Below are 20620 nucleotides of genomic sequence, written 5' to 3'. Positions count from 1 at the left end.
ATCCTTGGTGTTAGCATGGCAGGCTGATTATATGATTTGTCTCCATGTCTGATACAGCCGTCAGCGCAGATCCCGATTTCGACGAGGATTCCGAGGGCGAAGACCTCGGGGTTGGTCCCGATTCCGGTCCGAATTCCGACTCGGATTCATCCTCCCAGGCGGCCGCTGGCGCGCCGCAACTGCTTACCGTTCCGCCGGGCACCCGGGCCGATCGCCTGGACAAGGTGCTGGCGGGCCTCATGCCCGAGCATTCCCGCAGCCGCCTGCAAGGTTGGATCGAGGCCGGCAAGGTGTTGGTCAACGGCGGCCCGGCCAAGGTCCGGCAGGTGGTCGGCCCCGACGACGAACTGACCGTCTGGACGCAGCCCGCGCCCGAAACGCGGGCTTTCGCGCCCGAACCCGTGGATTTCGAGGTGGTGGACGCCAGCCCGGACTGGATCGTGGTCAACAAGCCCGCCGGGCTGGTGACGCATCCCGGCGCCGGCAACTGGAGCGGCACCTTGCTCAATGGCTTGCTGCACCGCTATCCCGAGCTGGCCCAGGTGGCCCGCGCCGGCATCGTGCACCGGCTGGACAAGGACACGTCCGGACTGATGGTCGTGGCCCGCAATGAAACCGCCCAGACCCATCTGGTAAGGCAACTGCAGGCCCGCAGCATGGGACGCGAATATATCGCCCTGGCGCATGGCTGGCTGGGGGCGGCCGGCAGGGTCGATCGCCCCATCGGCCGCGATGCCCGGGTGCCGGTGCGCATGAGCGTGGAACGGCCGGTGGCGCCCAAGCCCGCCGTCACGCATTACTTTCCTTCACGCCGCGGCGAGGTCGATCCCGGCGGCCGGGTGTGCGAAGTGGTCTGCCGCCTGGAAACCGGCCGCACGCACCAGATCCGCGTGCACATGGCCAGCCTGGGCCATCCTTTGCTGGCCGACGTGCTGTACGGCGGCAAGACCGTCGCGGGCGCGGGGCGGCAGATGCTGCACGCCCGCGCGCTGCATTTCGAAGACCCGGGCGGCCGGGGCGAGGTCCGGTTCAGCGCCGCCGTGCCGGCCGACATGGCGCAGGTTCAGGAAAACATCGTATGGAACGCGTGATTCAAGGATTGCCCGTGGTGACCGGCCCGCAGTGGGCCGGCGTCGAGTATTTCTGCACCACGCGCGCCGGCGGCGTCGGCGTGGCGCCGCACGACACCTTCAATCTCGGCCGTCGCGCCGAGGACAATCCCGACACCGTGGCCGAGAACCGCCGGCGCCTGCGCGCCGCGCTGCCGGCCGAGCCGCTGTGGCTGCGACAGGTACACGGCGCCGATGTCGTCGACGCCGACGATCCCGCCACGCCGCAGGAGCCGGCCGCCGACGCCAGCGTCACGGCGCGGCCGGGCCGGGTGCTGGCCGTGATGGTGGCCGATTGCCTGCCGGTGGTGATCGCCGACGACGCCGGCCGCGTGTTGGGCGTGGCCCATGCCGGCTGGCGCGGGCTGTCCGGCGGGGTGCTGGAGCGCACCCTGGCGGCCATGCGGGCCAAGGCGCCGGATGCCGGCGGCTGGCGCGCATGGGTCGGGCCGGGTATCGGCCCCGACGCCTTCGAGGTGGGCCGGGATGTGCTGGACGCCTTCATGGCCGACGATCCGGCCACGGAATCCTATTTCCGCCCCCGGCCGGGCCTGCCCGGCAAATGGCTGGCCGACCTGCCTGGACTGGCCGAGTTCCGCCTGCGGCGCGCGGGCGTCGGGGACGTGACGCTTAGCCGCCTGTGCACGGTTGCGGACGGCGGGCGCTTCTTTTCGTACCGGCGCGACGGGATAACCGGGCGGATGGCGCTGCTGGCCTGGCTGTCCTAGGTCAAGTCTGATGTAGCGCAAAGCGCGGCCGGCGGGCCTTTGCTACCCTGGCGGGCCTCTCCTTGTATTCCCGCATTGACAGTCCCGGACCCCGCATGCAACATCAATCGCGCAGTGTCGATAACAAGGTGTCGAAGTGAACGCCAATCTCTCCGCAGGACCCATTCCGGTGAGCGTGGCACCGGACGTTCTGGCCGACATTCAGGCCGAGTTTTCCCGCGAATGGCAGCGCCTGTGCGATGACGCCCGGCAAGGCGCGCTGCCGCCGCCGTCCGACCGGCGCTTCGCGGGTCCGGCCTGGGCCGCCCAAGGCTCGCACCTGCTGATGGCGCATGCCTACCTGCTGTCGGCCCGCGCCATGTCGCGCCTGGTCGATGCGGCGCAGGTCAGCGAACCGCTGCGCGAGCGCCTGCGCTTTTCCGTCATGCAATGGGTCGACGCGCTGTCGCCGTCCAACTTCCTGGCGCTCAATCCCGATGCACAGCAGTCCATCGTGGAAAGCGCCGGCCGCGCGCTGACCGAAGGCGTGGCCAACCTGCTGGGCGACGTCAAGAAAGGGCGCATCACCCAGACCGACGAATCGCAGTTCGAGATCGGCCGCAACGTGGCCGTGACGCCGGGCGAAGTGGTGTTCGAGAACCGGCTGATCCAGCTGATCCAGTACGCCCCCCTGACCGCGACCGTGCACGAGCGTCCGCTGGTGATCGTGCCGCCGAACATCAACAAGTTCTACATCCTGGACCTGCAGCCCGAGAATTCCTTCGTCCGGCACGCGGTGGAGCAGGGTTATACGGTGTTCCTGGTTTCCTGGCGCAACCCGGTGTCCAGCGATACCGACGGCATCGATCGCGCCACCTGGTCCGACTACCTGGACGACGCGGTGCTGCAAGCGCTGCGCGTGGCCAGCGACATCACCAAGCAGCCCAAGGTCAACGCCCTGGGCTTCTGCGTGGGCGGCACGATGCTGGCTTCCGCGCTGGCCCTGGCCGAGGCGCGCGGCGAGCACCCGGTGGCCTCGCTCACGCTGCTGACCACGCTGCTCGATTTCCACGATACCGGCGTGCTCAAGGTCTTCGTCGACGAGGCGCACGCGCTGCTGCGCGACCACCAGTTCGGCAGCGGCGGACTGATGCCGGGCCGCGACCTGGCCACCACGTTCTCGTTCCTGCGGCCCAACGAGCTGGTCTGGAACTACGTGGTGGGCAACTATCTCAAGGGCCAGAAGCCGCCGGCGTTCGACCTGCTCTTCTGGAACGGCGACAGCACCAACCTGCCCGGGCCGTTCTTTTCCTGGTACTTCCGCAACACCTACCTGGAAAACAATCTCAAGGTGCCGGGCCGGGCGCAGGCCGCGGGCCTGCCGCTGGACCTGACGCGGCTGACCATGCCGGCCTACATATTCGGTTCGCGCGAGGACCATATCGTGCCCTGGACGGCGGCCTACGCGTCCACGCAGCTGCTGCGCGGACCGCAGCGCTTCGTGCTGGGCGCGTCGGGACACATCGCCGGCGTGGTCAATCCGCCCGCGAAGAAGCGCCGCAGCTACTGGGTCATGGAGCGCGATGGCGGGCCGGGCAACCCCTTGCCCGGCGATCCCAACGCCTGGCTGGCGCAGACCGTCGAGCAGCCGGGCAGCTGGTGGCCGGACTGGAGCGCCTGGCTGGCCGGCCATTCGGGCAAGCAGGTCAAGGCGCGCGTCAAATTGGGCAATGCCAGCCATCGGTCGATCGAGCCGGCGCCTGGCAGGTACGTGAAGGTCCGGGCCGCCTGAGGCCGCGTTCGCGGCTGGTCCGGAGCAGATGAGCAAAAGCAGTCAATCAAACGAATCGTCCGTCGCACACAGGAGGAAGTATGAGCGGGAAACTGGCTTACGTAACAGGCGGGATGGGCGGAATCGGCACCTCTATTTGCCAGCGCTTGGCCAAGGAAGGCTTTCGCGTCGTGGCGGGTTGCGGCCCCAGCCGGAATTACCAGCAATGGCTGGATGAACAGGCCGCGCAAGGCTATACGTTCCATGCCTCGGTGGGCAACGTCTCCGATTGGGACTCCACCGTGAAGGCGTTCGAGAAGGTCACGGCCGAACTCGGCCAGGTGGACGTGCTGGTCAACAATGCGGGCATCACCCGCGACGGCCTGTTCCGCAAGATGAGCGCGGACGACTGGCGCACGGTGATCGACACCAACCTCAACAGCCTGTTCAACGTGACCAAGCAGGTCATCGACGGCATGGTCGAGAAGCAGTGGGGGCGCATCATCAACATCAGCTCGGTGAATGGCCAGAAGGGCCAGTTCGGCCAGACCAACTACTCCACGGCCAAGGCCGGCATCCATGGCTTCACGATGGCGCTGGCGCAGGAAGTCGCCAGCAAGGGCGTGACGGTCAACACGATCTCGCCGGGCTATATCGGCACGGACATGGTCCGCGCGATCCGCCCCGACGTGCTGGAGAAGATCGTCGCCACCATCCCGGTGCGCCGCCTGGGCACGCCGGAGGAAATCGCGTCGATCACGGCGTGGCTGGCGTCGGATGAATCCGGCTTTTCGACGGGCGCGGACTTCTCGCTCAACGGCGGCCTGCACATGGGCTGACGCATGTGGGGCCGCCGGTTGGCGGCCCTGGCGCCGGGCGGCTTCGGGGAGAAGGCCGCCCGGCATTACACTTGACCTATCCAAAGCCTGAGAGATCGCCCGATCCGGGGACAAACACATGACGCAAGCACAAACCGGCGCCAGCCTGCGCCTGATTAAAAAATATCCCAACCGTCGTCTGTACGACACCCGGACCAGCACCTACATCACCTTGGCCGATGTCAAGCAACTGGTTCTGGCCAACGAGGAGTTCCAGGTCGTCGACGCCAAGAGTTCCGAAGACCTGACCCGCAGCATCCTGCTTCAGATCATCCTGGAAGAAGAGAGCGGCGGCATGCCCATGTTCTCGTCGAACATGCTGTCGCAGATCATCCGCTTCTATGGTCACGCCATGCAGGGCATCATGGGCTCTTACCTGGAGAAGAATATCCAGGCCTTCATGGAAATCCAGCAGCGCATGGCCGAGCAGTCCAAGGGCCTGTATGGCAGCCAGTTCGGCCCGGAGGCCTGGACGCAGTTCATGAACGTGCAGACGCCCATGCTGCAGAACATGATGAACAACTACATCGACCAGAGCAAGAACCTGTTCGTGCAGATGCAGGACCAGATGCAGGACCAGACCCGCGCCATGTTCTCGACCTTCCCGTTCACGCCGGGCGGGAACCCGGGCGGACGCAAGTAGGCAGGCAAGGCCGGCCGCCGTCGCGGCGGTCCGGGAACGAAGCCGGCGCGGTGCGCCGGCTTTTTTGCGGGCTTGATCCGGCGCAATCGTCCGCCTGTTTCCGGCGGTTCCGGTTCAGGGAGATGTCAGATTCTTTGGTTACATTAATGAAAACGGTTCTTGTTTATGTTTTAAGAACCATCGTTTCATCCATGTATCGAGGAATATGCACATGATCAAGAAAGCCTTGGCGCTGGCCATTGTCGGTTTGAGCGTGTCTGCCGCGCAGGCGGCCGAATACCCCATCGGCAAGCCGGTACAGAAGGGCGGCATGGAAATCGGCGCGGTGTACCTGCAGCCGATCGAAATGGACCCTCCCGGCATGATGCGTCCGGCCAAGGATTCCGACGTGCACCTCGAAGCCGACATCCACGCCACCGCGGACAACAAGACCGGCTTTCCGGAAGGCGAGTGGGTGCCCTACCTGGTCGTGAACTACGAGATCCAGAAGGTCGGCAGCCAGAACGTGCAGAAGGGCACCTTCATGCCCATGGTCGCCAACGACGGCCCGCACTACGGCGAGAACATCAAGCTCGAAGGCCCGGGCAAGTACAAGCTGAAGTACTCGATCCTGCCGCCGACCGCCAACAAGATGAATCACTTCGGCCGCCATGTCGACAAGGAAACGGGCGTGGGCCCGTGGTTCGAGCCGATCGACCTGGAATATGAATTCGTCTACGCCGGCACCGGCAAGAAGGGCGGCTACTGATCGTGCGTCGCCTGCTCAGCGTCATCGCGGCGGCCCTGATCGGCGCCGCCGCGCCGGCGGCGGCCGACGAGCTGCCCACGTTCACCTTGACCTTCAAGCCGAACGGCACGTTCGAGCCCGCCACGCTGGAAGTTCCGGCGGGGCGCTTCAAGATCGAACTCATCAACGAGAGCAACGAGCCGGTGGAATTCGAGAGCATCCCGCTGCGCAAGGAAAAAGTGCTGGGCCCGGGCGTGAAATCCTTCGTGGTGATCACGATCTCCCGTCCCGGCGAGTATCCGTTTTTCGATGACTTTCACCAGAACGTGAAAGGCACCTTGGTGGTCAAGCCCAAGGAATAGGTCGGTAGCAAGACATGGAACAGGTCCTCTTTATCGTCTGGCGCGAAAGCGTCGAAGCCCTGCTGGTGGTGGGCATCCTGTACACCTGGCTGCGCGCCGCGCCGCAAGGCAAGCGCGGCCTGGCCTACCTGTGGGGCGGCGTCGCCGCCGGCGCGGCGCTGGCCGTGGCGCTGGCGCTGGTGCTGCTGGGCATCTCGTCCTGGCTCAGCGACGAGGGCCAGGAATGGTTCCAGGGCATCATGTCGCTGGCCGCCTGCGCGCTGGTGGTGCAGATGGTCATCTGGATGAAGAAGCACGGCCGCACGCTCAAGAGCGAGCTTGAAGGCGGCGCGCGCACCTCGGTGGCCAATGACAACTGGTGGGGCCTGTTCCTGCTGGTGGCGATCGCCGTGGCCCGCGAGGGCAGCGAGACCGTGGTCTTCCTGTACGGCACCGTGTCGGCGGGCGAGGGCGGCGGCGACATGATCAAGCTGGCCCTGGCCGGCGTGGGCGGTTTCATCGCCGCGCTGCTGACCTTCTGGCTGCTGCAGCTGGGCGGCAAGCTGATCACCTGGCGCCGCTTTTTCCGCGTCACCGAGATCCTGTTGCTGCTGCTGGCCGGCGCCCTGCTGGTCGGCGGGCTCGACCGGCTGATCTCGCTGGACGTGGTCCCGGCCATCGTCGATCCGGTCTGGGACACCTCGGCGCTGTTGAGCGACAGCACCGGCCTGGGCAAGATCCTGGCGGATTTCGCCGGCTACCGCGCCATGCCGGCCCTGATCTCGGTGCTTGTCTGGGTGGCGTACTGGATCCTGGTCTGGGCGCTGTTGCGCTGGGCCGGCGCCAAGCCCGCCCCGGCGCCGTCGGCGGCTCGCAGCGCGTCCTGATCCGGCACGTCGGCGGATGACAGACACATGAAGGTTTAGATATGGCCGCAGCACTCGGGAGGGCGACCTCCCGTATCGCCGATTTTCTCCGTGACCATGCCCCCCTGTTGCGCAAGCTGCAGTGGGGCATTGTCGCGATATACGCTTTCCTGCTGATCGTGCCGGCGGTGCTGCCGCTGCCGGACAATTCGGCCTCGGTCGTCAATAACCTGACCATCGTCGCGCAGTTCGCGTTCTGGGGCGTGTGGTGGCCGTTCGTGCTGGTGTCCATGCCCATCCTCGGGCGCGCCTGGTGCGGCTGGCTCTGTCCGGAAGGCATGCTGACCGAATGGGCCAGCGAGCGCGGGCGCGGCAAGGCCATCCCGAAGTGGATGCGCTGGGGCGGCTGGCCCTTCGTCGCCTTCGCGCTCACCACGGTCTATGGCCAGCTGGTCAGCGTCTACCAATACCCGCTGGCGGTGCTGGCGGTGCTGGGCGGGTCCACCGTGGCCGCCATGATCGTGGGCTATCTGTACGGTCGCAACAAGCGCGTCTGGTGCAAGTACCTGTGCCCGGTCAACGGCGTATTCAACCTGCTGGCCAAGCTCGCGCCCTGGCACTTCAAGGTCGACGAAGAAAAGTGGCGTCATCCGGTGATCCGCATCGAGCCCATCAACTGTGCGCCGCTCGTGCCCCTGCGCCACATGAAGGGCGCGGGCGACTGCCATGTCTGTGGCCGCTGCAGCGGCTACCGCGGCGCCATTGCGCTGACGCCGCGCTCGCCGGAAGCCGAGATCGTCCACGTCACCGAAGGCGAACCCTGGCAGACCGCGTTGCTGTGCTTCGGTCTGATGGGCATCGCCATCGGCGCCTTCCTGTGGAGCGCCAGCCCCTGGTATGTGAGCGCCAAGCAATGGGCCGCGACCTGGCTGGTCGAGCACGACATCATGTGGCCGCTGCTGGACAACGCGCCCTGGTTCATCCTCACGCACTATCCCGAGGTCAACGACAGCTTTTCCTGGCTGGACGGCGCCGGCATCCTGATGTTCGTGGTCGGCGCCACGATCTGCGTCGGCGGCGCGGCCTATCTGTCGCTGTGGATCGCCGATCGCATCGCGCCGGCGCCGGCCGTGCCCGGCGCGGCCGCCACGCGCTGGGGCCGGCCCGGCCTGCACAAGCTGGCGCAGGCCTTGATTCCGTCCGCCGGCATCGGCGTGTTCCTGGGCCTGTCGGCCACCACGGTCAACCTGCTCAAGCATGAAGGCGTGCAGGCGGGCTGGGCCGCGCCGGTGCGCTTCACGCTGCTGACGCTGGCGGTGCTGTGGACGCTGCGTCTGTTCGCGCGGCTGTTGGCCGCAAGGCCCGGCGGCGTGCCGCGCAAAGTATTGGCGTGGCTGGTGCTGGCGGCTGGCCTGGCGCCGTTCTGCTGGTCCTGGGTGCTGTTCTTCGCCATCTGGTGAACCAGGCGGCGAAGGCGGCGGCGCTTTGAGATAAAGTGTTGGGCCCGGCCGTGTCCGCGGCCCAACCCAGAGACTCTCGCGCCCGCCCGCCATGACCGATTACGCCTTCCGCCTGCTCAACGTCTTCGCCACCAACGACTCCGCCTTCAGCGGCAACCAGCTCTGTGTGTTCGAGGACGCGCGCGGCCTGGACGACGCCGTCATGCTGCAGCTGGCCGCGCAGTTCAATCTGTCCGAAACCACCTTCATCCTGCCGTCCGAGCAGGCGGATGCGCGCGTGCGCATCTTCACGCCCGGCTACGAAATGAAGTTCGCCGGCCACCCCACGCTGGGCACCGCGCAGGTGGTGCGCGACCTGCTGAAGACCGGGGATGCGCTGACCCTGGAGTTCAAGGCGGGCGTGGTGCCGGTGACGGCGAAGGGCGATGCCTGGACCTTCACCGCGCCTTGCCCGAACGGCGTCGGCACCGCCGCGCCAGCGCTGGGCCGCGCCGAGATCGCCAGCCTGGTCGGCCTGAACGAGGATGACCTGCTGGGCGATCCCATCTGGATCGATACCGGCGCGGACCAGCTGCTGGTGCCGCTGCGCAGCGTGGACGCGGTGCGTCGCGCGCTGCCGGACAGCTCGCAACTGGACCGCTGGCAGGAAAGCAGCCTGGGACGCAAGACCACGTATCTGTTCGCTTTCGACGAAGGCGCGGTCGAAGCCGGCCGGCAGGTGGTCGAGGCGCGCTATTTCTTCGCCAAGGCCGGCGGCGGCGTGGACGAGGACGCGGCCACCGGCTCGGCCTGCGCCAACCTGGGGGGCTGGCTGCAGGCGCAGGGCCACGCCTTGCCGGCCAGTCTCGTGGTGCGCCAGGGCGCGCAGATCGGCCGGCCCAGCCGTCTGCTGCTGGATGTGTCGGCCGACGGCCGCATCCAGGTGGGCGGCCGCGCGCTCGATATCGGGCGCGGCGTCATCACGCTCTGACATCGGTCGCGCAAAAAAAAGCGCCCGTGCCGTGGCACGGGCGCCTTCAGGCGCATGAGATCCGGCCTACTTCTTGTTCTTGGCGGGATCCACCTTGATGTTGTTCATCACCTGCTTGACGCCTTCGATGCCGCGGGTGACCTTGGCGGCGTGGTCGGCTTCGGCGGCGGTGCCCACCGTGCCGGTCAGCGTGGCGACGCCGTTGTTGGTTTCAACCGCGATGTCCAACGCGCTGAGCTGCTTGTCGGCCACGAAGGCGGCCTTGACCTTGGTGGTCACGGTCGCGTCGGACGCGTACTCGCCCACGGACTGCTTGGGCTTGTTGTCGGCGTCGGCGGCGTAAGCCATGGAAGTGAAGACGGCGCCCGTGCCCAGTGCGGCGGCGGCGATCAGCTTGCGGATTTCCATAGATAGTGCTCCTGGTTGGTTAGAATTCGGCGCGTCGTGGACGCGATGGCTGTGACGGCTTGTCGCCGTTATTTTTTGCGGAAACTGCCGCCCAGCAGGGACAGCAGCGCCAGGACGAGAAAGACGAAGAACAGGATCTTGGCGATGCCCACGGCGGCGCCGGCGATGCCGCCGAAGCCCAGGATCGCGGCGATGATCGCGATCACGAAGAAAACCACGGCGTAGTGCAGCATGTCAGCTTCTCCCGGTGGTCGTTAACGGAATCAGGCGTGGTTCAGCGATTCTGGTCGAAGAAGTCGCGGACTTCCTTCTGCGCCTGTTCCTTGGTCTTGCCATAGCGTTCCTGGATCAGGCCCGCCAGGCGTTCGGCGTTGCCCTCGCTGCGGGTCAGCTCGTCGTCGGTGAGTTCACCCCAGGCGGCCTTGGCCTTGCCCGTCAGTTGCTTCCACTTGCCAGCGATGATGTCGTTGTTCATAAGTACCTCTCTGCGTGTGTGCGAATGTCGGCTTATGGCCGTAAGCGCTGTGTTCGCGGTTGAGTAGGACGCTGATCAGCATGGCTCCACCGTACGTGCCGGCCGGAAGGGCTGTCAAACCTGGCTGTGGGCAAATGTAACGGTGGTGATGGGGACAAATCCCCGCGTTTCCGACCGGGTGAAGGCAAGCCTGCGCCCAGAGAGGGAGTTACATTTGAGCAACGTCTTGTCCCGTTTTGAGCGGGGCAGGTAACGGGATCTGAGGGCGTTTTCGCGCGCGCCGCCAGCGCATGTCCGGCTGCGCGCCGCGTGCGATTGGCGGCGGACGAGCGCGCTGGTATCTTCGTCCGGGAGGCCGCCGGATGTCGGCGGCAATGAGCAAGGAGTCAAGCATGCCGAAACGAATCTGCGCCGCGCTGATGCTGGCGCTGGCGGTCCTGGCGACGGCGGGCTGCGCGGGCACGGACCGCTTCCAGGCGCAGGCGGACGTGGTCCGCGCCTACGGCTAGGTCCGGGCAGCGATAAAAAGCGAACGGGGCGCTCGGCAAGCGCCCCGTTCGCTTATCGCCGGCTCCGGACCGGAATCAGGCTTCCCGGATGCGCTTGGCGATGTGCTCCAGCGCTTCCTCGACCTGGTCGACCAGGATCAGGCACAGGTCGCCGGCCTGCAGGCGCGCCAGCGCCGTGTCGATGGCCAGGAACTCGCCGTAGATCTCGTCGACCTGCTTGGCGCGGGTGGCGTTGACCAGGCCCTGGCGCAGCAGCGCCACCACTTCGCCGTCGGCGCGGCCGCGCTGGCACTGGTCCTGGTAGAGCAGCACGTCGTCGAAGGCTTCGCCCAGGATCTCGGTCTGCATGCGGATGTCCTCGTCGCGGCGGTCGCCGGCGCCGCTGATCACCACCGAGCGCCGCTTGGCGGGCATGGCGTCCACGGCGCGCACCAGCGCCAGGATGGCGTCGGGGTTGTGGCCGTAGTCGGCGATGACCGTCGCGCCGCGATAGTCGAACACGTTGAAGCGGCCCGGCGCGGTCTGGGCGTCGTTGACGAAGCTGGCCAGCCCGCGGCGCACGATGCTCCAGTCCAGGTTCAGCCCCCAGGCCGCGGCGATGGAAGCCATCGCGTTCTCGACCTGGAAGACGATGGTGCCGTTGCGGGTGAGCGGGATCTCGGCCAGCGGGAAGCGGGTTTCCTCCGCGCCTTGGGCCGCGACGATGCTGTCGCCGTCGCGATAGACCACGCGCAGGCCCTGGGCGCGATGCGTGGCCATGATGGGATGGTTGCGGTCCTCGGCGAAATAGGTGATCGAGCCGGGGCAGCTGGCGGCCATCTCGGCGACGATGGGATCGGCGGCGTTCAGCACCGCCATGCCCGACGGATGCACGTGCTGGACGATGACGCGCTTGACCACGGCCAAGTCCTCGACCGTGCTGATGTAGCCCAGGCCCAGGTGGTCGCCCATGCCGATGTTGGTGACGATGGCCACGTTGCAGCGGTCGAACGCCAGGCCTTCGCGCAGGATGCCGCCGCGCGCGGTCTCGAACACGGCCGCGTCCACGTCGGGGTGCATGAGCACGCTGCGGGCGCTGCGCGGGCCGCTGCAGTCGCCCGTGTCGATGCGCAGGTTGTCGACGTACACGCCGTCGGAATTGGTCATGCCGACGCGGTGGCCGGCGGCGCCCAGCAGATGCGCGGTCAGGCGCACGGTGGTGGTCTTGCCGTTGGTGCCGGCCACCGCCACGACCGGGATGCGGCCGTCTTCGCCGTCGGCGTACATGTTGGCGATGATGGCCTCGCCCACATTGCGGCCCTTGCCGAAGGACGGATTCAGGTGCATGCGCAGGCCGGGCGCGGCATTGACTTCCACCACGCCGCCGTGTTGTTCCTCCAGCGGATACAGCACGCTCTCGGCGACGATGTCCACGCCGCAGATGTCCAGGCCGATCATTCGGGCGGCCGACACGGCGCGCGCGGCCATCTCGGGATGGACCTCGTCGGTCACGTCGGTGGCCGAGCCGCCAGTGCTCAGGTTGGCGTTGTTGCGCAGGAAGATCAGCGTGCCCGGGGGCGGCACGGAATCGGCGTCATAGCCCTGTTTCTTCAGCGTGGCCAGGGCGATGTCGTCGAAGCGGATCTTGGTCAGCGAGGTGGCGTGGCCGTCGCCGCGCAGCGGGTCGGCGTTGACCTGCTCGACCAGCTGGCGGATGGTGTGGCGGCCGTCGCCGGTGACCTGCGGCGGATCGCGGCGCGAGGCCGCGACCAGGTTGCCGCCCACCACCAGCAGGCGGAAGTCATGGCCGGGGATGTAGCGCTCGACGATGACTTCCGAGCTGATTTCCTCGGCCACTTCGAAGGCCTGGATCACGCGTTCGCGCGTCTCGATGTTGACGGCCACGCCACGACCCTGGCTGCCGTCGCGCGGCTTGACCACGACCGGGCCGCCCAGTTCCTGGGCGGCTTCCCAGGCTGCTTCGGCGGAGGTGACCGAGCGGCCCAGCGGCACCGGCACGCCGGCCGCGTCCAGCAGCATCTTGGTCAGGTCCTTGTCCTGCGCGATCGATTCGGAGATGGCGCTGGTCAGGTCGGTCTCGGCGGCCTGGATGCGGCGCTGCTTGCTGCCCCAGCCGAACTGCACCATGCTGCCCTGCGTCAGGCGGCGGTAGGGAATGCCGCGCGCGGTGGCGGCGTTGACGATGGAGCCGGTGCTCGGGCCCAGGCGCACGTCCTCGTCCAGCTCGCGCAGGCGCTTGAGGGCGTCGGGCAGGTCGAAGGGCGTGTCGTCCAGCGCGGCGCGCACCAGCTGCTGGGCGAGCTCCATCGCCAGGCGGCCGACTTCTTCCTCGCTGTACTCGACCACCACCTGGAACACACCCGGTTCGATCGTGGTCGAGGTGCGACCGAACGTGACCGGGCAGCCGGCGTGGGCCTGCATGGTCAGCGAGACGATCTGCAGCACGTGGGCGATGGAGACGGCGCCCTGGTGGCCCTCGGGGCGCAGCAGGCCGGTCTGCGGCAGGCGGGCGCGCAGCCGCGCCTCGAAGTCGGGGAGGTTGTCGATGGAGCACTCGGCGTCGGCGCAGGACACGATGGCCTCGATCGCCGTGTTCTTGCTCCACAGATTGGGGCCGCGCAGCGCTCGGATGCGGGAAACTTCCATGGCAGGTATTCCTGTCTGTCTGGCTCAGGCGCGCCCCGATCAGGGCGCGCCGGGGTGGTGTCAGTGTTGCTGGATCCAGCGGCGGACCAGATCGATGGTGGGGCCGGAGAAGGCTTCGTCCGACTGCAGCAGGACGAAGTCGCCGGTGGCGATGGCGTCCAGCGCGCCGGCGATGGCCTTGCCGTGGTCGGGTTCGTCCTCGATGTGCTTGACGCGGCTGCCTTGCGCCAGGCCCTGGCGCAGCAGCGCGCGCGCCTGGCCTTCGGGACGCTTGCTGCGCACCGTGGCGTCGTCGTACAGCACCACGCGGTCGAAGGCGTCGCCCAGCAGCTTGCCCTGTTCGATCAGGTCGGCGTCGCGGCGGTCGGCGCCGGCCGAGTAGACGGCGCAGCGCGCGGTGGCGGGGAATTGGTCGATGGCGGCGATCAGCGGGCGCAGCGCCGAGGCGTTGTGCGCGTCGTCGACCACGACCGTGCTGCCGCCGCGCTCGAACAGCGTGAACTGCCAGGGCGCGTCGGCCTGATCGATGTCGAAGGTCTCGATGCCGGCGCGGATCAGCTCCACCGGAATGTCCAGTGCCCAGGCCGCGCCGACGGCGGCCAGCACGTTCTCGACCTGGAAGGCCACGCGGCCGCCGTGGGTCAGCGGGATCGCGGCCACGTCGGCCAGGCGTTCCTGGCGCGGGCCCTGCGCCAGCACGATGGCGCCGTCGCGCACGAACACGGCGCGGCCATCCTGCTGCAGGTGAGCGGCGATGGCGGGCAGGGCGGGGTCGATGCCGAAGAAGATCACGGCGCCGTCGGACAGCTCGGCCATTTCGACCACGCGCGGATCGCGCGCGTTCAGCACCGTGTAGCCGCCGGGCAGCACCACGTCCACCTGCGTGCGGAAGACGTTGAACATGCGTTCGGCGTCATTGATGTCGAAATCGCCGAGGTGGTCGGCGTCGTCGATGTTGGTGACCACGCCGACCTGGCAGCGGTCGTAGGCCAGGCCCTGGCCCAGGATCACGCTGCTGTCGTTCTCGATGACGGCGGCGTCGACGTTGCGGTTCATCAGGACGCGCGTGCCCGAGGCGAAGTCGGCGCGGTCGCCCTTCTGCACCAGGCGGCGGTCCAGGTACAGGCCCTCGCTGCAGGCCAGGCCGGTGCGCTTGCCCGACAGGTACAGCAGGCGCGCGATCAGGCGCGCGACCACGGTCTTGCCGTTGGTGCCGGTGACGCCGACGATGGGGATGCGGCCGGCGTCGCCTTCGGGGAACAGGTGGTCGACGATGGCCCGGCCCACGGGGCGGGGCGTGCCGTCGGCCGGCTTCAGGTGCATCAGCAGGCCGGGGCCGGCGTTGACTTCGACGATGGCGCCGCGCTGCTCGTCCAGCGGCCGCGAGATGTCCTCGGCCACCAGGTCCACGCCGGCGATGTCCAGGCCGACGATGCGGGCGGCCAGCGTCACGGTCGCGGCGACGCTGGGGTGGACCTTGTCGGTCACGTCGAACGCCACGTTGCCGCTGCGCTGCACCAGCACGCGCTGGCCGTCGGCGGGCACGCTGTCGGCGTCCATGCCCTGGCGGGCGATCTCCAGGCGCGCGGCGGAATCCAGGCGCACCGGGTTCAGCGGGTGATTCTCGGTGCGGCCGCGGCGCGGGTCGGTATTGATCTGGTTGTCGATCAGCTCGGTGATGGAGGACTTGCCGTCGCCCGTGACCCAGGCCGGCTCGCCGGCGGCGGCGGCCACCATGCGGTCGCCCACGACCAGCAGGCGGTGCTCGTTGCCCAGCACGAAGCGCTCGACGATGACGCCGCTGCCTTCCTCGACCGCGACGGCGTAGGCCGACAGCACTTCCTCGCGCGTGGTCAGGTTGGTGAATACGCCGCGGCCGTGGTTGCCGTCATAGGGCTTGACCACCACCGGCAGGCCGATGTCCTCGGCCGCGTCCCAGGCGTCCTCGGGGCTGTCGACCAGGCGGCCTTCCGGCACCGGCACGCCGCAGGTGGACAGCAGTTCCTTGGTCAGGTCCTTGTCGCGCGAGATGCCCTCGGCGATGGCGCTGGTGCGGTCGGTCTCGGCGGTCCAGATGCGGCGCTGGCGCGAGCCGTAGCCGAACTGCACAAGGTTGCCCTCGAACAGGCGGATGTAGGGAATGTCGCGGTCGTCGGCCGCGTCCACGATGCAGGCCGTGCTGGGGCCCAGGCAGTGGCGGTCGATCAGCGTGCGCAGGCGCGCCACGGCGGCGGGCACGTCGAACGGGCGGTCCTCGATGCCGGCCATGACCAGGTTGCGGGCTTCTTCCAGCGCGGCGCGGGTGACCTGTTCCTGCCAGGCGCGCACCACGACCTTGTAGACGCCGCGGGTGGAGGTTTCCCGGGCCTTGCCGAAACCGCCGCGCAGGCCGGCGAGGTTCTGCAGTTCCAGGGTGACATGTTCAAGAATGTGGCCGGGCCAGGTGCCTTCCTTCAGTCGCATCAGGAAGCCGCCCCGCACCCCCGGGCTGCAACGGTGCTCGATCAGGGTCGGCAGCCATTCGGTCAGGCGTTCGTAGAATCCGGGGATCGTGTTCGACGGGTAGTCTTCCAGCTCGCCGATGTCCACCCAGGCTTCCAGGACCGGACGGTAGGTCCAAATGTTCGGGCCGCGCAAAGCCACGACATCGAGAAATTCAATGTCTTTCTTTTTCATGTTTTAATTTGCTCGAGATGCAGGTTGGCACGCGCGGAAGCCCCTATGCATATGACCGCGAATTTGATTGGGGTTGCGCTTAAAGAATAATGCCAACAAGTGGGGGATCCCAGAGATATTCCTAATTAGAAAAATCGGCTGATACTATACGACGCCTTCAAGGGCGGGAACTCGATTTGTTGTAAGGAAAGGACACGTTTTCGGCCCTTGGCGGAAAACAGCTTTGCCACCTTGCATGGCAGTGTCTAGGGCAGTGTCTGGGCCCCGGTATGCGTACCAATGAAAAAACCAAACCTGCATTCAGGCCTTGCCGATGCCTTTCCTGCCCGCTGGCGGGATGAAATCCGCGCCGAACTGACCGATGGCGAAACCCTGCTGGCCTGGGTCGAGATAGACCTGGACCAGCGGCTGAAGTTCCATCCTGGCCTGGTGGCGGCCACGGACAAGCGCCTTTTGGCGCGCAAGGCCGACGACAGCGGCTGGGAGTCCTGGGCGTACGGTCCCCAATTGTCCCTGACGCTGGCCGACCATGCCGGCGCGGCGGTCATGGAATTGCACGACGACAGCGCGCGCCTGGGCATCTGGCGCTTCACGCTGGCCTGCAACCCGCCGGCGCTGCGCCTGCTGGCGCAGTTCGAGGCGCAGCAGGCCATCCGCCTGTCTGGCCAGCCGCCGCAACATGACGGCGATCGCGCCTGCATCATCTGCCACAACCCGATTCCCGAAGACGCCGAGGAATGCCCGGTCTGCCATCGCGAGCAGGCGGCGCCGTCATCGACCTGGGCGCTGCTGCGGCTGTGGCGCTTCGCCAAGCCGTACCGGCTGGCGCTGCTGTCCGGCTTCCTGCTGACGTTGCTGGGCACGGCCGCCGCGATGGTGCCGCCGTACCTGACCATGCCGCTGATGGACGATGTGCTGATCCCGTTCCAGAACGGCGCGCCCATCGACTACGACAAGGTCCGCCTCTACCTGGGCGGCCTGCTGGCCTCGGCTGTCCTGGCGTGGGGCCTGGGCTGGGCCCGCACCTTCATCCTGGCCTGGGTCAGCGAGCGGATCGGCGCGGACCTGCGCACCACCACCTACGAACACCTGCAGAAGCTGTCGCTGGAATACTTCGGCGGCAAGCGCACCGGCGACCTGATCTCGCGCATCGGCAGCGAGACCGACCGCATCTGCGTGTTCCTGTCGCTGCACCTGCTCGACTTCGCCAATGACATCCTGATGATCGTCATGACGGCGGTCATCCTGGTGTCGATCAACCCCTGGCTGGCGCTGGTGACGTTGGTGCCGCTGCCCTTCATCATCTGGATGATCCACGCCGTGCGCGACCGGCTGCGGCATGGCTTCGAGAAGGTCGATCGCATCTGGTCGGAAATCACCAACGTGCTGGCCGACACCATCCCGGGGATCCGCGTGGTCAAGGCCTTCGCCCAGGAAAAGCGCGAGGTCGCCCGTTTCCGCGAAGCCAACAACCGCAACCTGGAAGTCAATGACCGCGTCAACACGGTCTGGTCGCTGTTCTCGCCCACGGTCACGCTGCTGACCGAGGTCGGCCTGCTGGTGGTGTGGATCTTCGGCATCTGGCAGGTCTCGCAGAAGCAGATCACGGTGGGCGTGCTGGCGGCCTTCCTGGCCTATATCGGCCGCTTCTACACGCGCCTGGATTCCATGAGCCGGATCGTGTCGGTGACGCAGAAGGCCGCCGCCGGCGCCAAGCGCATCTTCGACATCCTGGATCACGTTTCCAGCGTGCCCGAACCGCAGAATCCGGCCAAGCTGCCGCAGATCAACGGCCGCATCGAATTGCGCGAGGTGGGTTTCCGCTACGGCAACCGGCAGGTCATCCGCGGTCTGAACCTGAACATCGCGCCGGGCGAGATGATCGGCCTGGTCGGCCACAGCGGCTCGGGCAAGAGCACGCTGATCAACCTGATCTGCCGCTTCTACGACGTGTCCGAGGGCGCGGTGATGGTGGATGGCGCCGACATCCGCTCGCTGCGCGTGTCCGAGTACCGCCGCAACATCGGCCTGGTGCTGCAGGAACCGTTCCTGTTCTTCGGCACCATCGCCGAGAACATCGCCTACGGCAAGCCGGAGGCCACGCGCGAGGAAATCGTCGCGGCCGCGCGCGCCGCGCACGCGCATGAGTTCATCCTGCGGCTGCCGCATGGCTACGACTCGCTGGTCGGCGAGCGCGGTCAGGCCTTGTCCGGCGGCGAACGCCAGCGCATCTCGATCGCGCGCGCGCTGCTGATCGATCCGCGCATCCTGATCCTGGACGAAGCCACGTCCTCGGTGGACACCACCACCGAAAAGGAAATCCAGAAAGCGCTGGACAACCTGGTGCGCGGACGCACCACCATCGCCATCGCCCACCGCCTGAGCACGCTGCGCAAGGCCGACCGGCTGGTGGTGCTGGACCGAGGCCAGATCGTCGAGCAGGGGCCGCACGAGGAACTGATGGCCAAGGAAGGCGCGTACTACCGCCTTTATCAGGCGCAGGCCCGCCAGGCCGAGGCCGACGCCCAGGCGCCGGGCAGCGACGACATGGCCGCCGTGGCCTGACGCGGAAACGGAAACCCAGCCATGACGCTTCCCACATTCCAATTGCGCCGCAATGCCTTCGGCCGCCTGGTGTTCCAGGGCGCCGACGGCCAGGCGCACGAGGGCGTGCTGCCCGTGCGCGCCTTTCCCATCAGCCAGCCGGGCCGGGGCCTATCGCTGGTGACCGCCGACGGCCACGAACTGCTCTGGATCGATCAACTGGCGGACCTGCCCGCCGACGCCGGGGCGCTGGTGGAAGAGGAACTCGCCAGCCGCGAGTTCATGCCGGAGATCCGCAAGCTCAAGAGCGTGTCGGCCTTCGCCACCCCCACCGTCTGGAAGGTCGAGACCGACCGGGGCGAGACGGCCTTCACGCTGCGCGGCGAGGAAGACATCCGCCGCCTGAACGCGCAGACGCTGCTGATCGCCGACAACCACGGCATCTTCTATCTGATCCGCGACCTGATGTCGCTGGACAAGCACAGCCGCAAGCTGCTGGATAGGTTCCTCTAGCCCACCCCCGAAGCGCTGCGCGCTTCCCCCTCAAGGGGGCGCCACTGTGGACCGGCAAAGCCGGCTCCGCGTGGCCCCGCTTGGGCGAGGCCTGCTTCATGCGGCGAGTGTTGGCTTCGTGGGGTAGTTGCTGGGCGGACTTTTAACCAGCACTATCGGGCGTGTTCTGCTTGAACGGCGTGTGCGCTTCCAGTTCGTCCAGGTAGCCCTCGACCGCCGTGGTTTCCTCGTCCAGGAAGCGTTGGATCGCGTCGGCGAAGCGCGGGTCGGCGACCCAGTGGGCGGACCAGGTGGGGGTGGGCAGCAGGCCGCGCGCCATCTTGTGTTCGCCTTGCGCGCCGCCTTCGAAGCGGGCGAAGCCGTGCGCGATGCAGTAGGCGATGGCCTGCATGTAGCAGGTCTCGAAATGCAGGCCCGGCACGTATTCCGTGGCGCCCCAGTAACGTCCGTACAGCGCGTCGCCGCCGGCCAGGTTCAGCGCCGCCGCCACGGGCGCGCCGTCGCGTTCGGCCAGGATCAGCACGAAGGCGTCGGGCTGGTCGCGGTGGGCGCGGTGGAAGAAGTCCGCGCTCAGGTAGGGCGGGTTGCCGTGCTGGAAGTAGGTGGCGCGGTAGCACTGGTAGAAGAAATCCAGCTCGTCCGCGCCGATGGCGTCGCCGCGCAGCCAGCGGTGGCGCAGGCCGGCGGCGGCGACCTTCTTGCGGTCCTGCCGGATCTTCTTGCGCTTGTCGTGGCTCATCGAGGCCAGGAAGGCGTCGAAATCGGCATGGCCGGCATTGCGCCAATGGAACTGCACGCTTTCGCGGACCAGGAAGCCGGCCTCGCGCAGCGCGCGCATGTCGGTATCGGACGGGAACAGCAGGTGCAGCGAGGACACGCCGATTTCCTCGGCGAAGGCGATCAGCGCGCGCGCCAGCGCGGCGCGCTCGTCCGGGCCGGCGGCCAGCAGGCGGGGGCCGGTCACGGGAGTGAAGGGAATGGCCGACAGCAGCTTGGGGTAATAGCGCAAGCCGTATCGCTCGAAGGCGTCGGCCCAGGCATGGTCGAACACGTACTCGCCGCGCGAGTGAGATTTCAGGTACAGCGGCACGGCGCCGGCCAGCGTCTGGCCGCGCCACAGCGCCAGGTAGTGCGGCGACCAGCCGGTCCGTGGCGAGGCGCAGCCGGTCTCGTGCATTGCCCGCAAAAAGGCGTGGCGCAGGAAGGGCTGGTCGCCGGCCAGCGCGTCCCATTGACGGGCGTCGATGCGGGACAGGTCGGTTTCGATGGTCAGGCGCGGCGAGGAATCCATGGGGCAATGATAAAGTCTCCCAGGTTGCGGCCCAAGGCCGCCGCCCCGAGAGGCCGGCGGCCGAGACAGTCGCGGACGCCTCGTAG

At 67.5% G+C, this 20620-nt stretch carries 18 protein-coding genes; 12 read left to right on the top strand and 6 right to left on the bottom strand.

Translation table 11 applies throughout. The features are described from left to right. Window positions 1-44 precede the first annotated feature (44 nt). The 10 genes from AC6LJ5_RS02795 to AC6LJ5_RS02750 all read left to right on the top strand — a co-directional run bounded on the left by AC6LJ5_RS02795 (window position 45) and on the right by AC6LJ5_RS02750 (window position 9472). Entirely contained in the window at window positions 45-1091 is a 1047-nt protein-coding gene (locus AC6LJ5_RS02795) for an RluA family pseudouridine synthase (RefSeq protein WP_498139783.1), read from the top strand. Next, the gene (gene pgeF / locus AC6LJ5_RS02790; RefSeq protein WP_392411673.1) at window positions 1079-1837 is read left to right on the top strand and encodes a peptidoglycan editing factor PgeF; all 759 of its coding nucleotides are present in this window, start codon (window positions 1079-1081) and stop codon (window positions 1835-1837) included. The genes AC6LJ5_RS02795 and pgeF overlap by 13 nt, the downstream gene beginning before the upstream one ends. 136 nt (window positions 1838-1973) lie before the next feature. Further along, window positions 1974-3608: a PHA/PHB synthase family protein gene (locus AC6LJ5_RS02785; RefSeq protein ID WP_498139782.1), complete on the top strand. Its 1635-nt coding sequence runs from the start codon at window positions 1974-1976 to the stop codon at window positions 3606-3608. Window positions 3609-3688: 80 nt separating this feature from the next. Continuing rightward, a complete protein-coding gene (gene phbB, locus AC6LJ5_RS02780) occupies window positions 3689-4426 on the top strand; it encodes an acetoacetyl-CoA reductase (protein ID WP_103273247.1) in 738 nt (245 codons plus the stop codon). Between the two features lie 118 nt (window positions 4427-4544). Further along, on the top strand, window positions 4545-5108 hold the full coding sequence (gene phaR / locus AC6LJ5_RS02775; protein ID WP_103273248.1) for a polyhydroxyalkanoate synthesis repressor PhaR: 564 nt from the start codon (window positions 4545-4547) through the stop codon (window positions 5106-5108). Between the two features lie 211 nt (window positions 5109-5319). Continuing rightward, complete coding sequence (locus AC6LJ5_RS02770) at window positions 5320-5856, top strand: iron transporter (protein ID WP_103273249.1); 537 nt, start codon at window positions 5320-5322, stop codon at window positions 5854-5856. 2 nt (window positions 5857-5858) lie between these two features. Beyond that, a complete protein-coding gene (locus tag AC6LJ5_RS02765; protein WP_103273250.1) occupies window positions 5859-6197 on the top strand; it encodes a cupredoxin domain-containing protein in 339 nt (112 codons plus the stop codon). Between the two features lie 14 nt (window positions 6198-6211). After that, window positions 6212-7063 carry an FTR1 family iron permease gene (locus AC6LJ5_RS02760; protein ID WP_103273251.1) on the top strand — a complete coding sequence of 284 codons (852 nt, stop codon included), beginning with the start codon at window positions 6212-6214 and terminating at the stop codon, window positions 7061-7063. A gap of 41 nt (window positions 7064-7104) precedes the next feature. Further along, the gene (locus AC6LJ5_RS02755; RefSeq protein WP_103273252.1) at window positions 7105-8502 is read left to right on the top strand and encodes a 4Fe-4S binding protein; all 1398 of its coding nucleotides are present in this window, start codon (window positions 7105-7107) and stop codon (window positions 8500-8502) included. A 91-nt stretch (window positions 8503-8593) separates the two neighbouring features. Then, complete coding sequence (locus AC6LJ5_RS02750; protein ID WP_498139781.1) at window positions 8594-9472, top strand: PhzF family phenazine biosynthesis protein; 879 nt, start codon at window positions 8594-8596, stop codon at window positions 9470-9472. A gap of 66 nt (window positions 9473-9538) precedes the next feature. Here AC6LJ5_RS02750 and AC6LJ5_RS02745 read toward each other — a convergent pair whose 3' ends face one another. The 5 genes from AC6LJ5_RS02745 to cphA (AC6LJ5_RS02725) all read right to left on the bottom strand — a co-directional run bounded on the left by AC6LJ5_RS02745 (window position 9539) and on the right by cphA (AC6LJ5_RS02725) (window position 16186). Continuing rightward, window positions 9539-9880: a BON domain-containing protein gene (locus AC6LJ5_RS02745; protein WP_103273254.1), complete on the bottom strand. Its 342-nt coding sequence runs from the start codon at window positions 9878-9880 to the stop codon at window positions 9539-9541. Between the two features lie 68 nt (window positions 9881-9948). After that, a complete protein-coding gene (locus tag AC6LJ5_RS02740) occupies window positions 9949-10113 on the bottom strand; it encodes a DUF1328 domain-containing protein (RefSeq protein ID WP_103273255.1) in 165 nt (54 codons plus the stop codon). Window positions 10114-10154: 41 nt separating this feature from the next. After that, entirely contained in the window at window positions 10155-10355 is a 201-nt protein-coding gene (locus AC6LJ5_RS02735) for a CsbD family protein (RefSeq protein WP_103273256.1), read from the bottom strand. A gap of 584 nt (window positions 10356-10939) precedes the next feature. Further along, window positions 10940-13510, bottom strand: coding sequence for a cyanophycin synthetase (gene cphA / locus AC6LJ5_RS02730; protein ID WP_103273257.1), 2571 nt, complete (start codon window positions 13508-13510; stop codon window positions 10940-10942). A 60-nt stretch (window positions 13511-13570) separates the two neighbouring features. Next, entirely contained in the window at window positions 13571-16186 is a 2616-nt protein-coding gene (gene cphA / locus AC6LJ5_RS02725; protein WP_498139780.1) for a cyanophycin synthetase, read from the bottom strand. Window positions 16187-16465: 279 nt separating this feature from the next. Here cphA (AC6LJ5_RS02725) and AC6LJ5_RS02720 point away from each other — a divergent pair, with 279 nt between their 5' ends. Together AC6LJ5_RS02720 and AC6LJ5_RS02715 are read left to right on the top strand one after the other, a co-directional pair. Then, entirely contained in the window at window positions 16466-18751 is a 2286-nt protein-coding gene (locus AC6LJ5_RS02720; RefSeq protein WP_103273259.1) for a cyanophycin metabolism-associated ABC transporter, read from the top strand. A 21-nt stretch (window positions 18752-18772) separates the two neighbouring features. After that, window positions 18773-19243: a cyanophycin metabolism-associated DUF1854 family protein gene (locus AC6LJ5_RS02715; RefSeq protein ID WP_498139779.1), complete on the top strand. Its 471-nt coding sequence runs from the start codon at window positions 18773-18775 to the stop codon at window positions 19241-19243. A gap of 142 nt (window positions 19244-19385) precedes the next feature. Here AC6LJ5_RS02715 and AC6LJ5_RS02710 read toward each other — a convergent pair whose 3' ends face one another. After that, window positions 19386-20534, bottom strand: coding sequence for a GNAT family N-acetyltransferase (locus AC6LJ5_RS02710; RefSeq protein ID WP_498139778.1), 1149 nt, complete (start codon window positions 20532-20534; stop codon window positions 19386-19388). Window positions 20535-20620: the final 86 nt, after the last annotated feature.

The organism is Achromobacter sp. 1011791174 (genome assembly GCF_059760925.1).
Note: the sequence above shows the minus strand (reverse complement) of the source record. Positions and strands in the feature narration are given on the sequence as shown.

Coding starts and splice junctions, on each gene's coding strand:
- AC6LJ5_RS02795 (WP_498139783.1), top strand. CDS start 45: ATGTCTGATACAGCCGTCAGCGCAGATCCCGATTTCGACGAGGATTCC.
- pgeF (WP_392411673.1), top strand. CDS start 1,079: ATGGAACGCGTGATTCAAGGATTGCCCGTGGTGACCGGCCCGCAGTGG.
- phbB (WP_103273247.1), top strand. CDS start 3,689: ATGAGCGGGAAACTGGCTTACGTAACAGGCGGGATGGGCGGAATCGGC.
- phaR (WP_103273248.1), top strand. CDS start 4,545: ATGACGCAAGCACAAACCGGCGCCAGCCTGCGCCTGATTAAAAAATAT.
- AC6LJ5_RS02770 (WP_103273249.1), top strand. CDS start 5,320: ATGATCAAGAAAGCCTTGGCGCTGGCCATTGTCGGTTTGAGCGTGTCT.
- AC6LJ5_RS02760 (WP_103273251.1), top strand. CDS start 6,212: ATGGAACAGGTCCTCTTTATCGTCTGGCGCGAAAGCGTCGAAGCCCTG.
- AC6LJ5_RS02755 (WP_103273252.1), top strand. CDS start 7,105: ATGGCCGCAGCACTCGGGAGGGCGACCTCCCGTATCGCCGATTTTCTC.
- AC6LJ5_RS02750 (WP_498139781.1), top strand. CDS start 8,594: ATGACCGATTACGCCTTCCGCCTGCTCAACGTCTTCGCCACCAACGAC.
- AC6LJ5_RS02745 (WP_103273254.1), bottom strand. CDS start 9,880: ATGGAAATCCGCAAGCTGATCGCCGCCGCCGCACTGGGCACGGGCGCC.
- AC6LJ5_RS02740 (WP_103273255.1), bottom strand. CDS start 10,113: ATGCTGCACTACGCCGTGGTTTTCTTCGTGATCGCGATCATCGCCGCG.
- AC6LJ5_RS02735 (WP_103273256.1), bottom strand. CDS start 10,355: ATGAACAACGACATCATCGCTGGCAAGTGGAAGCAACTGACGGGCAAG.
- cphA (WP_103273257.1), bottom strand. CDS start 13,510: ATGGAAGTTTCCCGCATCCGAGCGCTGCGCGGCCCCAATCTGTGGAGC.
- cphA (WP_498139780.1), bottom strand. CDS start 16,186: ATGAAAAAGAAAGACATTGAATTTCTCGATGTCGTGGCTTTGCGCGGC.
- AC6LJ5_RS02720 (WP_103273259.1), top strand. CDS start 16,466: ATGAAAAAACCAAACCTGCATTCAGGCCTTGCCGATGCCTTTCCTGCC.
- AC6LJ5_RS02715 (WP_498139779.1), top strand. CDS start 18,773: ATGACGCTTCCCACATTCCAATTGCGCCGCAATGCCTTCGGCCGCCTG.
- AC6LJ5_RS02710 (WP_498139778.1), bottom strand. CDS start 20,534: ATGGATTCCTCGCCGCGCCTGACCATCGAAACCGACCTGTCCCGCATC.